Source organism: Enterococcus sp. AZ080, assembly GCF_051714945.1.
Lineage (GTDB): Bacteria > Bacillota > Bacilli > Lactobacillales > Enterococcaceae > Enterococcus_B > Enterococcus_B pernyi.
In genome coordinates this window covers 215562-230264 of the sequence record NZ_JBIOSV010000001.1, presented here as the reverse complement: position 1 = coordinate 230264, position 14703 = coordinate 215562, and the positions used below count along the sequence as shown (strand labels likewise).

The 14703-nt window shown below is 39.2% G+C and carries 10 protein-coding genes and 1 pseudogene; 4 read left to right on the top strand and 7 right to left on the bottom strand.

Features of this window, described 5'->3' with window-relative positions; all coding sequences use genetic code 11:
• Nucleotides 1-2: 2 nt before the first annotated feature.
• Both IGK01_RS01090 and queA read right to left on the bottom strand, forming a co-directional pair.
• The gene (locus IGK01_RS01090; RefSeq protein ID WP_010736593.1) at nt 3-2663 is read right to left on the bottom strand and encodes a calcium-translocating P-type ATPase, PMCA-type; all 2661 of its coding nucleotides are present in this window, start codon (nt 2661-2663) and stop codon (nt 3-5) included.
• Between the two features lie 569 nt (nt 2664-3232).
• Entirely contained in the window at nt 3233-4264 is a 1032-nt protein-coding gene (gene queA, locus IGK01_RS01085; protein ID WP_023518954.1) for a tRNA preQ1(34) S-adenosylmethionine ribosyltransferase-isomerase QueA, read from the bottom strand.
• 261 nt (nt 4265-4525) lie between these two features.
• Here queA and IGK01_RS01080 point away from each other — a divergent pair, with 261 nt between their 5' ends.
• Genes IGK01_RS01080 through IGK01_RS01065 form a run of 4 tightly spaced genes read left to right on the top strand, consistent with a single transcriptional unit; the run spans nt 4526 to nt 7922 of the window.
• Nucleotides 4526-5695 carry a betaine/proline/choline family ABC transporter ATP-binding protein gene (locus IGK01_RS01080; RefSeq protein WP_023518953.1) on the top strand — a complete coding sequence of 390 codons (1170 nt, stop codon included), beginning with the start codon at nt 4526-4528 and terminating at the stop codon, nt 5693-5695.
• 3 nt (nt 5696-5698) lie between these two features.
• Nucleotides 5699-6340, top strand: a complete 642-nt coding sequence (locus tag IGK01_RS01075) for an ABC transporter permease (protein WP_010736596.1) — start codon at nt 5699-5701, stop codon at nt 6338-6340.
• Nucleotides 6337-7254: an osmoprotectant ABC transporter substrate-binding protein gene (locus IGK01_RS01070; protein ID WP_023518952.1), complete on the top strand. Its 918-nt coding sequence runs from the start codon at nt 6337-6339 to the stop codon at nt 7252-7254. The genes IGK01_RS01075 and IGK01_RS01070 overlap by 4 nt, the downstream gene beginning before the upstream one ends.
• Before the next feature lie 5 nt (nt 7255-7259).
• Complete coding sequence (locus IGK01_RS01065) at nt 7260-7922, top strand: ABC transporter permease (protein WP_062806264.1); 663 nt, start codon at nt 7260-7262, stop codon at nt 7920-7922.
• Nucleotides 7923-8240: 318 nt separating this feature from the next.
• On the opposite strand, the gene IGK01_RS01060 is transcribed toward IGK01_RS01065, so the two are convergent.
• The 5 genes and pseudogenes from IGK01_RS01060 to IGK01_RS01040 all read right to left on the bottom strand — a co-directional run bounded on the left by IGK01_RS01060 (nt 8241) and on the right by IGK01_RS01040 (nt 14703).
• Nucleotides 8241-8477, bottom strand: a complete 237-nt coding sequence (locus IGK01_RS01060) for a type II toxin-antitoxin system PemK/MazF family toxin (protein ID WP_010736600.1) — start codon at nt 8475-8477, stop codon at nt 8241-8243.
• A pseudogene (mazE, locus tag IGK01_RS01055) lies at nt 8477-8697 on the bottom strand (type II toxin-antitoxin system PemI/MazE family antitoxin). The gene IGK01_RS01060 and the pseudogene mazE overlap by 1 nt, the downstream one beginning before the upstream one ends.
• A 164-nt stretch (nt 8698-8861) precedes the next feature.
• The gene (locus IGK01_RS01050) at nt 8862-10685 is read right to left on the bottom strand and encodes an APC family permease (protein WP_010736602.1); all 1824 of its coding nucleotides are present in this window, start codon (nt 10683-10685) and stop codon (nt 8862-8864) included.
• 300 nt (nt 10686-10985) lie between these two features.
• Nucleotides 10986-13691, bottom strand: a complete 2706-nt coding sequence (locus tag IGK01_RS01045; protein WP_438840436.1) for a YhgE/Pip family protein — start codon at nt 13689-13691, stop codon at nt 10986-10988.
• 649 nt (nt 13692-14340) lie between these two features.
• Nucleotides 14341-14703: a type II toxin-antitoxin system PemK/MazF family toxin gene (locus IGK01_RS01040; RefSeq protein WP_019722700.1), complete on the bottom strand. Its 363-nt coding sequence runs from the start codon at nt 14701-14703 to the stop codon at nt 14341-14343.

Below are 14703 nucleotides of genomic sequence, written 5' to 3'. Positions count from 1 at the left end.
TTTTACATTTCAGATTCTGGTGCTTCTACTGTCTCTTCCTCATCTGGCAATTGGTGGAACTTGATCAATTCATTGACCCCAATCGGTATGAGCGACAAGATTCCTACTAAGAACCAATGATTCAAACTAATATGAACTAACCCAAATAATTCTTGCGTGAATGGTAATAAAGCGACTGCTGACGTGATAAGAAGGGAAAGAATCGCCATTTCCACTAACGATTTATTCGTTGCTAAGTTCACTTTGAAAATCGATTGACTACTACGAACATTAAAGACATGAATGATCGAAGAGTAAGCCAATACTAGAAATGCAACGGTTTGGCCAACTTCTTGACTAGCATCAACCCAAGGGCTGATCGTATCGACGAAGCTTCCTAAGTAGTAACCAAATAAAGTGACTACCGTAAATATTCCTGCATTGATGGCAATTTTCTTCATTAGACCACGAGCGAAAATTCCTTCATTTTTAGGAATTGGTGCTTCATTCATGATCCCTTCCTCTGCTGGTTCTCTTCCTAGAGCGAAACCAGGTAGTCCATCAGCAACAACGTTTACGAACAACAGTTGAACGGCTGTAAATGGTGCCCCCCAACCAACTAACATCGCAATCAATACGATAAAAATCTCAGAGATATTACAGCTTAATAAGAAGTTGATCGCTTTTCGAATATTTTGATAAACGGAACGTCCTTGGCTAACTGCATCTACGATCGTAGCGAAGTTGTCATCGGTCAAAATCATGTCAGCGGCACTTTGCGCTACATCTGTACCGGTGATCCCCATCGCACATCCAACGTCACTCGCTTTCAATGCTGGCGCATCGTTCACACCATCACCTGTCATTGCGACCACAGCACCTGTTCGTTGCCATGATTTGACGATTCGGATTTTATCTTCTGGGGTTACGCGAGCATAAACGGATAAATCTTTTACTCGATCATCCAACTCTTCATCAGATAACGCACGGAGTTCCGCACCTGAAAGAGCTTCGTTACTATTGGTCAAAATTCCCAATTCTTTGGCAATCGCACTGGCAGTGACGACATGATCCCCAGTGATCATCACTGTTTTGATACCAGCTTTTTTCGCACGCTTGATAGCACCTTTACTTTCAGGACGCGGCGGATCGATCATACCGATCAAGCCAATCAAACGTAGATCTTTTTCTAAAGCTTCTGAAGTGATTTCTTGTGGTTTTTCGTCATACGTTCGATAACCTACTGCAATTACACGTAAGGCACGTTTCCCAAAACGGTCGTTGACCACTTCTGCTTGTTCAACGTCTCCAGACGTAAATTTTGGTGCTAAGACATCAAATGCGCCTTTAGTGATAGAGATATATTTATCACCCATTTTATGGACAGTCGTCATCATTTTTCGATCAGAGTCGAATGGAAGTTCGTCAACCCTTGGGTATTTTTCTTCTAATTCTTCTTTTGTATGATAGTTTTCCTCAACTGCACGTACAATTGCTGCTTCCGTTGGATTACCTTTGACGATCAATTCATCGTCCTCTTTTTCAACCGTCACATCTGTACATAATGCAGCCATTTTTAAAATTTCCATCGCGCTATTTGTCATTGAATCTTCGACATCTGTTACCTCATCTTCTTTACTCCACACACGACGTACGCGCATCCGGTTTTGTGTCAGTGTACCGGTTTTATCCGAACAGATGACATTCGCAGTACCGAGCGTTTCAACAGCTGGCAGCTGACGAATAATCGCATGTTTTTTCGCCATTTTCTGTACACCATAAGCAAGTGTCAATGTAACGATAACAGTTAATGTTTCTGGTACTGCGGCAACAGCTAAGGAAATCGAAGTCATGAACATTTCAAGTAACGGTTCCCCTTGAAGTTCACCAATCAAAAAGACTAAGGCAGCAGCTGCTAATGCAATCACACTGATTCGCTTCCCTAATTGATTCAAACGGACTTGTAGTGGTGTTTTCTGCATTGTATGGTCATTTAATAATCCGGCGATTTTTCCCATTTCGGTCTGCATACCAATCGCTGTGACGATCGCTTTCCCACGACCAGCAGCAACGGTACAACCTTTAAAGACCATGTTCAATTGGTCACCGAGAGAGTCATCTTCTTGACTTATGTAACCTGCGTCTTTTTCGACAGCCTCACTTTCACCGGTTAGAGCTGATTCTTCTACACGTAATTGTGATGTTTCAACTAAGCGAGCATCCGCAGCAATCGCTGATCCTGCTTCTAATACCAGCACATCCCCGACAACTAGATTCTCAGCATCTACTTTTTCTACTTTACCATCTCTGAGGACCGTAGCGGTTTGTTTATTCATATCTTGTAGGGATTCTAATGCTTTTTCTGCATTTCCTTCTTGAACAATCGCTAGAACTGAATTGATGATAACAATCGCAATGATCAAGAGTCCTTCGAACAGGTCTCCATGTTCAGTTGCAAATGCGGTGTAAAATGAAATGACTGCGGCAACTAACAAAACAATCGTGGTGAAATCTGAAAGACTTCGTATAAATTTTTTGAAGAGTGATTCTTTGGGGGCTTCTTCGAATTGATTTTTGCCTTGTTTTTGACTTCTTTCTTTTGCTTCAGTCATCGACAAGCCTTGATCTATATCTACTTTTGTTTCTTCTGCTATTTCTTCTATTGTTTTTTTGTAACTATCCATCCTATACCTCCTTTAAAAATCATACGTTATGTATAACGCACTATTTTAGTATAACATCATTTTTTTAATTAATTCAACTATATCGCATATACATATGAAGAGAAATATTTTAAAATAATCAATACATATCAATTGCAAACGCTACCAAAACGTGGTATGATTTAACCATAAGGAAGGAGGAAAAGACAAATAGATAGAAGAATTTCTCGATAGAGTAGTATAAGCAAACAAAGTTGTTAGAAGTACAAGTTTCACCTTAACGAGCATGTGAAGTAACCATTATAAATAGCGAATGCGTATGATTGTTTGAAACGAAAATCGTTCAAAAAAAGAAGTAGTGGGATACGTAACAATTAAATAACATGAACATCTGAAAATTGAATAGGAACAAGAGATGATTCAACTGTTGAAGATGTAAAGAAAACAAGATTTTTTGTTTATCAAGAAGAAATTCAACACCGTACTTTGCATGTTCTATGGAAAGTTACACTAATTCTATTTATTTGTTTCCTTCCGAAGCACAAAAGCCCCGACTAATCGAGAGTCGGGGTCTTTTTTATCTTAAAAAGTTACTTTACAAACATCGCATCTCCAAAACTGAAGAAACGGTAACGTTCATCGATGGCATGTTGATAAGCTGATAATGTTAATTCTCTACCAGCAAACGCACTGACTAGCATCACTAAAGTGGATTTTGGCAAATGGAAATTCGTAGAAAAAGCTTCAACTACTTTGAACTCATACCCTGGCGTAATAAAGATATCAGTCCAACCACTATCTGCTTTGATCTCCCCATCAAATTTCGTACCAATCGTTTCTAATGTGCGGATTGAAGTCGTTCCTACTGCCACGATTTTCCCGCCATTTTGGCGAACTTGATTCAAACGAGTAGCAGCTTCTTCGGTCAAACGATAAAATTCACTGTGCATTTCATGCTCTTCGATTTTATCGACACTCACTGGACGGAAGGTTCCTAGACCGACATGCAGTGTCAAATACACAAGCTCCACGCCTTTTGCTTTGATTTCATCTAATAATTCTGTCGTGAAATGTAAGCCAGCAGTTGGTGCAGCTGCTGAGCCATTCTCTTCTGCATAGACAGTTTGATAGCGATCTGGATCTTCTAAACGTTCTTTGATATAAGGCGGTAACGGCATTTCGCCAAGCGCTTCTAGATTCTCTAAGAAAATCCCCTCATAGGCAAACTCAATGATTCGTCCACCATGATCCAGCTCTTCTTTCACAACTGCTTTTAAACGGCCGTCACCAAAAATGATCTCTGTCCCTACTTTGGCACGTTTGGCTGGTTTGATCAGTGTCTCCCACGTGTCACCTTCTGTATTGGTCAAAAGCAATACTTCTAAGTGGGCACCCGTCTCTACTTTTTCACCGTATAAGCGCGCAGGCAATACGCGTGTATTATTCATCACTAACGCATCACCAGGATTTAATTCCTCAATGATTTCATGGAAATGTTTATCCATCATCCCACCTGTCTTACGGTCAACTACAAGTAATCGGGAATGATCCCGGTCTTTTAATGGTGTTTGGGCAATCAGTTCTTCGGGTAACTCAAAATCGAAATCTTCTGTTGTTAACATATCGTCACTCACTTTCTCTGTTTGGCCCTTTTATTTTACCATTTTATGCCGACAATGCCAAAAAGCAAAAATCTTATCCTTCCATTCATTTATGATTGGTTGCGTTATCTTTTCAGCTATATTTTATTTATAATTTCAAAAAACGCCTACTAGTCTAGTTATTTGTATAGTAAATAAATCATCAAATTTGTATTCCTTAGTTATTTTAGGCATACTATTATAAGAACATTCTTTATGGAAAAGAAAAGAAGAGGTGCAATGATGATCGAATTTCAGAATGTATCAAAAATTTATAAAGGTGGAAAAGTCGCGGTCGAGAACGTCAATATTTCTTTTGAAAAAGGCGAATTCATCTGTTTTATCGGTACAAGTGGTAGCGGAAAAACCACTACGATGCGAATGCTTAACCGCATGACGGACCCGACAGAAGGTCAGATTTTGATTGATGGAAAGTCGATCCAAGAAATCAATCCCGTTGAACTCCGACGACAAATCGGCTATGTGATTCAAAGTATCGGTTTGATGCCTCACATGACGATCCGGGAAAATATCACTCTTGTCCAAAAATTATTGAAGGTCAGCCAAGAAGAACGGAACAAAACAGCAGATAAAATGATCGACCTGGTGGAACTTCCTCGTGAAATGCTTGATCGTTACCCACATGAATTATCTGGTGGTCAACAGCAGCGTATCGGTGTCGTTCGCGCGTTAGCGGCGAATCAAGACATCATTTTGATGGATGAACCTTTTGGAGCATTAGACCCTATCACAAGAGATTCCTTACAAGATTTAGTCAAGGATCTGCAAGAACGTCTAGGAAAAACCATCGTCTTCGTGACACATGATATGGATGAAGCAATCAAATTATCCAGTCGTATCGCGATCATGAGTGAAGGTAGAGTCATTCAATTTGATACGCCACAAAATATTTTACGCCACCCTGCCAATGAATTTGTCGAAGAATTGATCGGTGAAGATCGCTTACTTCAAGCCAAACCAGATACCACAAAAGTAGGCGAAGTCATGCTGAACCAAGCCATCACGATCACGCCAGAAAAATCATTGCAAGAAGCCATCAAATTGATGCGTGAAAAACGCGTCGATACGCTTTTAGTGACGGATAATTCAAATACCTTAAAAGGATTTATCGATGTTGAAACAATCGATAAGAAACGTGGAAAAGTCTCGAGTGTTGGCGATATCTTGAACAAGGATGTTTTTTATGTAAAACAATCTGCTTATTTACGTGATACCTTACAACGAATCTTAAAACGTGGTTTAAAATATGTGCCAGTAGTTGATGAACAAAATAAAGTCGTTGGTATTTTAACTCGAGCCTCTCTTGTCGACATCGTCTATGACGTGATCTGGGGCGAAGAACCATCGCTTACTGATGCAATTGGTACGCCATCTGAAACAAAGGAGGTTTAACCAATGGCCGAATTTTTTCAACAACATGGCGCTGAGATCCTCTCAAAAAGTCTCGAACATCTCTATATTTCAGCAATTGCATTGGTCATCGGGATTGCCGTTGCTGTTCCTTTAGGTGTTCTTTTGACGCGTTTTCCTAAAGTCGCAACGATTGTTATTGGACTGACCAGTGCGTTACAAACAGTCCCTTCTCTTGCCCTATTAGCACTTATGATTCCTTTATTCGGTGTCGGTAAATTGCCTGCAATCATTGCCCTATTTATCTATTCCCTTTTACCTATTTTAAGAAATACCTATATTGGGATGAAAAATGTGGATTGGAATTACCGCGATGTCGCAAAAGGCATGGGAATGACAAATATCCAATCGATTTTTTCTGTCGAATTGCCGATCGCTATGCCGACGATCATGGCAGGTATCCGGTTAGCAGCAGTCTATGTGATTGCATGGGCAACCCTCGCCTCTTACATCGGCGCAGGCGGGCTAGGCGATTTGATTTTTAGCGGTTTGAATAATTATCAACCCGATTTGATTTTCGCTGGAACGATCCCTGTAACGATCTTAGCATTGCTTGCAGATTTCTTATTAGGACTATTGGAGAATCGGTTAACTCCGATCGCATTGAGGGAGGAGAATGACGAATGAAACGAATCAGAAATAGTGTCGTTCTCGTATTGACCGTCTTATTACTTGCAAGTTGCTCCTTCCCAGGATTGGCAAGTAATACTGATGAAGATACGATTTCTATCACCGGTGGGATCACTTCTGAAGCTCAGATCATTGCCAGTATCGTTGCTGGGATGGTTGAACACTATACGGAAAAAAATACGACGATCATCAATAACTTAGCAACGACGACGATCAATCATCAAGCAATGATGAACGGCGACGCGTCTATTTCTGCCGCTCGCTATACAGGGACGGATTTGACTACTACCCTTAATTTACCGCCTGAGAAAGATCCTGAAAAAGCATTTGATATCGTAAAACGTGAATTTGAAAAAAGGTATGATCAAACCTGGTTTCCTTCTTATGGGTTCGAGAACACCTACGTTTTTCTTGTTCGCAAAGATACTGCGGAAAAATACAATTTAAAGAAAGTCAGTGACTTGAAAAATGTCGCCGATGAACTTGTCGCTGGAGTGGATACTTCCTGGATCAATCGTAAAGGAGATGGCTATGACGGCTTCAAAGAAACATATGGCTTTTCATTTGATTCCATCTTGCCTATGCAGATCGGTCTAGTCTATGACGCTGTAGAAGCTGGGAGAATGGATATCGTTTTAGGTTATTCGACAGACGGACGTATTGCTAGTTATGATCTAGTCATGCTAGAAGATGACTTGAGTTTTTTCCCACCTTATGACGCTGCACCGGTTGTAGATAATCAACTATTAAAAGATACGCCGGGTTTAGCAGAAGCATTAACAAAATTAAGTAATACGATCAGCACTGAAAAAATGCAACAATTGAACTATGAAGCAGACAATAATTTGGTTGAGCCTTCTGTCGTCGCAGAACGCTTTTTAAAAGAAAACCAATACTTTGGAGGGGAGTGACGATGATGGAAAACATGAATTGGCTTGAACAATTTATTTATTATTTTCAAGAGAATGGTACGTATGTCTTTTCACAGTTCCTACGTCACTTTCTCATTTCGATCTATGGCGTACTTTTTGCAGCAATCGTCGGTATCCCCGTTGGTATTCTCATTTCACGAAAACGTAAGTTAGCCAATTGGGTGATCCGTTTTACAAATATCATCCAAACGATTCCTTCTTTAGCGATGGTTTCGATTTTGATGATTGGTTTAGGTTTAGGGGTCAATGTCGTGATCGTCACGGTGTTCTTGTATTCGCTATTGCCGATCATCAAGAACACGTACACTGGGATGATCCAAGTCGACAAAAATATCCTTGATGTCGGTAAAGGGATGGGGATGACAGCCAGCCAACGTCTCTTTATGGTAGAACTACCGCTATCTGTGTCAGTCATTATGGCAGGCATTAGAAATGCTTTAGTCGTTGCCATCGGGATCACAGCCATCGGTGCCTTCGTCGGAGCTGGCGGACTAGGAGACATCATCATTCGTGGGACAAATGCCACAGATGGTACGTCGATCATCTTAGCCGGAGCCTTGCCAACAGCCTTCATGGCAATCATCACCGACTGGGTCTTAGGGATCATCGAACGCCGTTTAGACCCTGCGGCAAAGCATTCAAGATGACGAACATAGAGAATCCATATTGAACCCAATGGATTTCTATTTTTAAATAGTTGAAAACACCACCAGTTCAAGAAATAAATTCTTGATTTGGTGGTGTTTTTTTATTTGAAATTCAGATAGATAGTCATTGACTGAATCTTCTGGTATGTACAGTTCTACATAAACTATAAATAAATGAGTTGCTACTCACTCTGACAATAATGACGAAAAATCAAACACCATATCAATGATTTGCGCCACTTCACCTAATTCAGCCAGAGTGGCTTTCTCTACGAAGCGTATATTTCTCTGCTTTTCCATAAAATCAAATGTTTTGATTTAAAAAGGATTGATATATCCTTGTAGTTTATGCCTCTTATCTAATGCAATATGGTTTTTATATTTCGTATCAGTAATTGGACAAACCGCACACATTCCTGTTACTGCATTATAATGGTTCGCACTGACAACAATTGCAGGTCTTCTTTTTTTAATCTCTCTACCTATACTGGGATTGAAATTAATAATCACAAAATCGCCTTGTTTAGGCGTATAGCCATTAATAGTATATGCCATTAAATAATTTCCTTTCCTACCAGTGAATCCTCAGGAAAACCAGCACTTGCATCAATTGTTTCATCATTTTCAAATGCTTCATCAAAAATATTTTTTTCTTTTTTATAAACGTGATTGTATCGTCTTCTCCCTTAACAGCACTATACTCAACATTTTCTTCTATGCCAAATTTAGTAGGTACAGTTAAAACAATCGCATTACCTTGTTTCCTAGTCTTCATAATCTTCGCCCTCCATTCTATCTATTATCATCATAATATAAATACAACGTGAATACATTTTTCGTAAAATTGAATACCCAACCCAATTTCATGTAACTATAAAAAAACCTTAGAACACCAAAGTGCTGTTCTAAGGTCAAAAATTGTTACTCGCTATCATGTAATTATTTTTTCAAATGATAACTATACGTACTTACGACGATATTTTCACGCCAAGAAAGACGTAAACGCAATCTCAGACTCGTCTGATTATGCAAGATATTCTGCCATCTGCGATTTGGTACAAACTGTGGAATCAATACGGTCGTCGTATAATTTTGTTTTGCAGCATTCTTGCTGACTATGTCCACATAACGCAAAATCGGATTTTGAATCGACCGATAAGAAGAATGGACGATTGAAAGACGAACATCTGGAAAATGCTTTTTAAATTCTGCTTGGATCTCTTTTTCCTTTTCGATATCCTCATCTAATGAAACGTGCATAGCAACAACATAATCACCAATCGAACGCGCATAATTCAACGCTCCGGTATTTACCCGCGTAACGTTCCCTACAAGTACCAAAACCGTATTTCCTTCATACTCGTGTAAGTTTACTTCGTCTTCTAATCGAAGTTGTTCTGCTACTTTTTTATAATGATCATGAATTTTATAGAAGACGAACATGACGATTGGCATGATGATGAAGAACGGCCAAATATCCCCTAAGCGGTAAACAAATAAAATTGCAATGATGGCATAAGAGATAAATGCACCCGTAATATTCGCAATTGATTTCGTCCACCACTTTTTGCCTTCTTTTTTCCATTTGATGACCATTCCTGTTTGCGATAATGCAAAGGGGATAAATACACCAATGGAATACAATGGAATCAATCGTTCAGTAGAGCCATTGAAAATAAACAATAGCACAATCGACCCTAATGCAAGCGTGATGATCCCATTTGAGTACCCTAAACGATCACCACGATCTTGGTACATATGAGGCATGAATTTATCTTTTGCTAAGTTATAGGCTAATACTGGAAAGGCAGAAAACCCTGTATTTGCTGCCACTGCCAAAATCAAAGCTGTCGCAAATTGCAAGATATAATACAAGATCCCATGTCCAAAAACAGCTTGTCCGATTTGGGAAAGAACAGTTACTTCTTTTTCAGGAACGATTCCATACCAATAGTTGATAAACGTGATCCCTACAAAAAAGAATCCTAAGATCAATGCCATCATCGTCAAGGTCATCGCTGCGTTTTTCGCCCGTGGCTTTTTGAAGAACGGTACTGCATTACTGATTGCCTCTACACCAGTCAATGAAGAAGAACCAGAAGAAAAAGCCCGTAAGATCAATGCGACGGAAACCCCAGGGACAACTGCACCAGGCAATGCTGTTGCTTGTAATGGTACTGCCCCAGTCACAATATTAAACAAACCAACGACAATCAATAAGGAGATGACGAGAATAAATGTATAGACTGGGAATAGTAAAAACGAAGCTGACTCTCTCAGTCCACGTAAGTTCAACATCATCAACAAGAGGACGATAGTCACTGAAATCGCTACTTGATGCCCATATAGAGCTGGTATAGCAGAAGTAATCGCCTCTGCACCGGCTGAGACGGAAACCGCAACAGTCAGCATATAATCGATCAATAAAGACCCGCCCGAAATCAGTCCAGCATTTTTACCGAGGTTCTCACTACTAACAACGTAAGCCCCACCCCCGTGTGGATATGCGTGAATGATCTGCCGATAAGAAAGAGTTAATGAAATCAATAAAATAATAACAAATGCAGCAATTGGCAATGAATACCAGATCGCAGCAGCAGACAACGCCACTAATACCACAACGATTTGTTCTGTTCCGTACGCAATCGATGACAACGCATCGGAAGATAGTAGTGCTAACGCAGCAAACCTTGTTAATTTATGCTCGTCGTTTTCCGCCGACTTCAACGGCTTCCCTACTAACAACCTTTTTAAGTAATCCAATTTCTATGCTCCTTTACACACCTTTTCCCCTACGAATTACAGGTGTCATTTTTTATAGTAAACAAGATGTTATAGTACGCCCTTGACCTTTAAATGTCAACAAAATTCGGGAAAAATACCGATAGAAAATCCCCATATTTTTTTAATTCATTTTCAGAGTGATTTCCATAATTAAACCACTTGCTTTCTCTGGTATAGAAAAAAGACGAGCTTAGGAAAATAACGTTATCCTAAACTCGTCTTCACTTAAAAACTGAGACTTCAAACCTTTACGAGAAACGAATAGATGGCATCACGTTTCTAGTGGAAGATTCGACTTTCATGCGCAGCTTCTTTGAATTTCTTCATTTTTTCACTTACAAATGGATAGGATACTGTACCAACGATTCCTACGACAATAAATATGCCGACTAATATCAAAATCGCATGTAGCGCATTTGGCCAATAGATACCACCAGCTGATTCACGTAAGAGGTTGACTGCATGAGTAAATGGCAAGAAAGGATTGATCATTTGGAAAAATTTCCCTGAAACTTGAATTGGATAGTTCCCACCACCACCAGATATGGACAAGACAAGAATAATGATGGCTATCCCTTTGCCGACATTGTCAAACAGTGCTGCTAAAACATAGACGATCATCATAAATGACAAAGCAATCAAAACAGCAAACAGTACACTGTAAACTGGATTCACTACATACACACCAAGCAAGAACATGTTCCCTAAAGTAACGATCAAGCTTTGAGCGATCGCCATCGTCAAGAAGGTCAACATGCGGGCGCCAAACTGTTCCCGTTTTGTATAGTTTTTACGCGCTTTTTTATCTAAATAATAATCTGTTGTAGCGACACTTGAAAGTAAGACCGCACCTACCCACAAACATAGCGCAGTATAGAACGGTGTACTTGCTGATCCATTATTAGGGATTGGATACAACGAATTAGTTTGCAGTTCCACAGGCATCGTAAAGAATTCACTTTCCTTTGTCGCATCTAATTTCAAGAGTTTGATGACTTCCCCAAGATCAACCTCTTCTTCTCCTTTACGGATCGTGTCTGCGGCTTTTTGGATACCCGCTTTGATGTTTGGCCAGTCGTTCGTGATCAAGTCTGCCGCAGCATTCACTGCTGTTTCGACTTCTGGCATTTTATCGTTGACGGTGGTCATTGTGGTATTGATTTCATTTTTGATCGTTGGCCAATCATTTTGGATAAAATCAGCAGCTAAACCAAGTTTCTCTTCTAATACAGGTAAGTCGTTATTGTATAGGTCAGCTCCCTTATTGATTCCATTTACGATCGTTTCCATATTACCATTTAGCATCGTATTTGCATCATGGACCTCTTGACCGATTGCAGGCATTTCTTTTTGATATTTCTCTAAGATCGCCACCGCATTTGTCACGGTTGCTTTGGTTGAATTTAATAGCGAATCAAAGTCGATTTGATCTGCTTTACTCAACGCACCTTGCGCCGTACTGATCGTATCGATCACTTGAGTCAAGATTGATTCAACGGTGGTGCTGACTTCATTTACATTGATACTACTGATCAATCTGTTGACAGAATTAGCAGCAGCTTGTACTTCTTCTAAAAGGCTAGTAACTTGAGAAACATCTCCTGCTTGAACAGCTTCATTTAATCGTGTTAAACGATTTTGTAAATCAGTTAATACTGGTTTAACACTCTTCAATGTATCAATAATAGGTTGTAGTTTTGTATTACCAGCATTGGCTTGTAAATCTTCCAAAAATGAAATCAACTTGTCAGTTGCTTGTTGTTGCTCATTAATACTGTTGATAAAATTAGTTAACAAGTTATTGATATTCGTTTTTTCATCATCTGTCAATTGCCCATCTTTGACAGCATTTTCGATTGTTTTCGCTAATGAACCTGTTGTGGTCGCTACTTGCCCAATCGAATCTAACGTCGTCTTCACGCTTGTCGTGATACCTGGTACTGCTTCTTTTAATTGTTCAGCGCCCGTTTTGGTATCCTCTGCGAGATTCTTCGCTTGTGATTCTAAATTTTTCACATCAGGTAAGATGTCTTGGACTTGTTGGATGATGGTCAATCCTTGTTTTGCTTCCTCGATTCCTTGATTCATCGTTTCTTCGATTGATGAAAAATCGTTGTCGATTTCAGCAATTTGTCGTCCAGCATCTTGGATCTCCGGGATTTTTTGTTGAAGGTCAAGAATGATTTTGGCTTGTTCCTTTAATTCTGGCATTTTATCGTTCAATTCAACGACCTTTTGTCCCATCTCATCCACTTCTGGGAGATAATCAACAAATTCATTTGCTTTCGCTAATTTGTCTTTGATATCTGGTAGTTGTTTTTGTAGATCAAGTACTTGTTGGGTATAGCCATCGATCGTATCTAAGTTTTCATCTGTTGATAAAATCATTGATTTTACTTTATTGATACTTACCAGATTTGTATCGATATCGTACCCAATTTCATTAAAGACTTTTAGTAAAGTTTCGCTCGCCGTCCGAATAAATTCACTGGAGATTTGTGATTGGATCGTAGATGCACCTTTATCTGTGATTTTTGGTGCAATGGCATTGATTTTTTCATTGACTGTATATTCAATTTCCGGCTTTTTGATATCACCACTCGTAAAGCTTAATAAATCCTTCGAGAAATTCTCTGGCAAATAGATACCAGCATAATACTCCCCAGACCGTACACCGTCTTCTAATTCTTTTTTAGAGTCAACAAACTGCCAACCTAAATCTTTATTTTCATGTAATGATTTCAGTACTTCTTTTCCGATGGCAACGTCTTGTCCTTCAAACTCAGCCGGCTTGTCTGCACTATAAACAGCAATCGGTAATTCCCCTGTATTGCCATAAGGGTCCCATAATGCTTTGATATTGAACCAAGCATATAATGAAGGAATGATCATAATTGCGATGATCAAGAGAGTCGCAACAGGATTTTTAAAAATTCGTTTCCAATCAAGTAAATATAAGTTTATTGTATTTTTTATTGATTTCATATTCATCACCTTTTTTTGTTTCAGCTGCATCACTTTATCATGAAAACCATACGATTTTCAATCCTATTTTCAATCCAGCAACTAATTTTTTGACAGTTAAATCAAACTGTCCGAATGTTGTCATCTTTTGCTTAATAAATAATTAATCTTCTTTTATCCACTAGTCCACTATCAAATGTAGCATCCCGATAAATTTTTTATGTGTAGTCAAATAAATCTGTTATAAAAAGCTTACCATAGTTTCTAAAAAAATGTCTAAATTGGTTACTCATAAAATTATAATCTTATTTTCAATATATATATTGTTATTTTATAAACCATATCTTCCGATAGAACTGGAAAATCCGGCAAAACTGAACCACACAAACAAAAAAAGGCACGACAGCCAGAGGTCGGGATCAAAATGTTTAGCTTCGAGAAATAAGGCACCATCCACGAAAATTATTTTTCAAATTTTTGTGGATGGCGCCTTATTTTCGAAGAGGTTACTTCTGTTCCCGCCGTTTATTCGGTTTTAGGTGGTGCGATAGGACGAATGTCCCAGACCATTGAAGTTCCTCTTTTTTGTTGTTGCCAAGCGCTGAATCGCGCAATGATTGACTAAACACACGGTGCTATTTTTTATGTATAAGCGTGCTGTTTTTGTCTTTTATTTTGACACTGGGACAAGCGCTTCGATACCAACACTGATTTTTAATGCACGATCGACATCTAACATGATCGATCGTTCCAAATGACAGACTTTTTCTTTTAATCTGGACTTATCAATCGTTCTGATTTGTTCAAGTAAAATGACTGAGTCTCTTTCGATCCCTGTTCCGGTCGCTTTGATTCCTATATGTGTGGGCAATTTAGGTTTCGCCATTTTCGCAGTAATTGCTGCTACGATGACCGTTGGACTAAAATGATTACCTAAATTGTTCTGAATCACTAAGACCGGTCTTGTCCCACCTTGTTCTGATCCTACCACCGGAGAAAGATCAGCAAAATAAATATCTCCTCTTTTTACCAT

Excerpts from the sequence above, each read along its gene's own strand:
- IGK01_RS01090 (WP_010736593.1), bottom strand. The coding sequence starts at position 2,663 with ATGGATAGTTACAAAAAAACAATAGAAGAAATAGCAGAAGAAACAAAA.
- queA (WP_023518954.1), bottom strand. The coding sequence starts at position 4,264 with ATGTTAACAACAGAAGATTTCGATTTTGAGTTACCCGAAGAACTGATT.
- IGK01_RS01080 (WP_023518953.1), top strand. The coding sequence starts at position 4,526 with ATGATCGAATTTCAGAATGTATCAAAAATTTATAAAGGTGGAAAAGTC.
- IGK01_RS01075 (WP_010736596.1), top strand. The coding sequence starts at position 5,699 with ATGGCCGAATTTTTTCAACAACATGGCGCTGAGATCCTCTCAAAAAGT.
- IGK01_RS01070 (WP_023518952.1), top strand. The coding sequence starts at position 6,337 with ATGAAACGAATCAGAAATAGTGTCGTTCTCGTATTGACCGTCTTATTA.
- IGK01_RS01065 (WP_062806264.1), top strand. The coding sequence starts at position 7,260 with ATGGAAAACATGAATTGGCTTGAACAATTTATTTATTATTTTCAAGAG.
- IGK01_RS01060 (WP_010736600.1), bottom strand. The coding sequence starts at position 8,477 with ATGGCATATACTATTAATGGCTATACGCCTAAACAAGGCGATTTTGTG.
- IGK01_RS01045 (WP_438840436.1), bottom strand. The coding sequence starts at position 13,691 with ATGAAATCAATAAAAAATACAATAAACTTATATTTACTTGATTGGAAA.
- IGK01_RS01040 (WP_019722700.1), bottom strand. The coding sequence starts at position 14,703 with ATGGTAAAAAGAGGAGATATTTATTTTGCTGATCTTTCTCCGGTGGTA.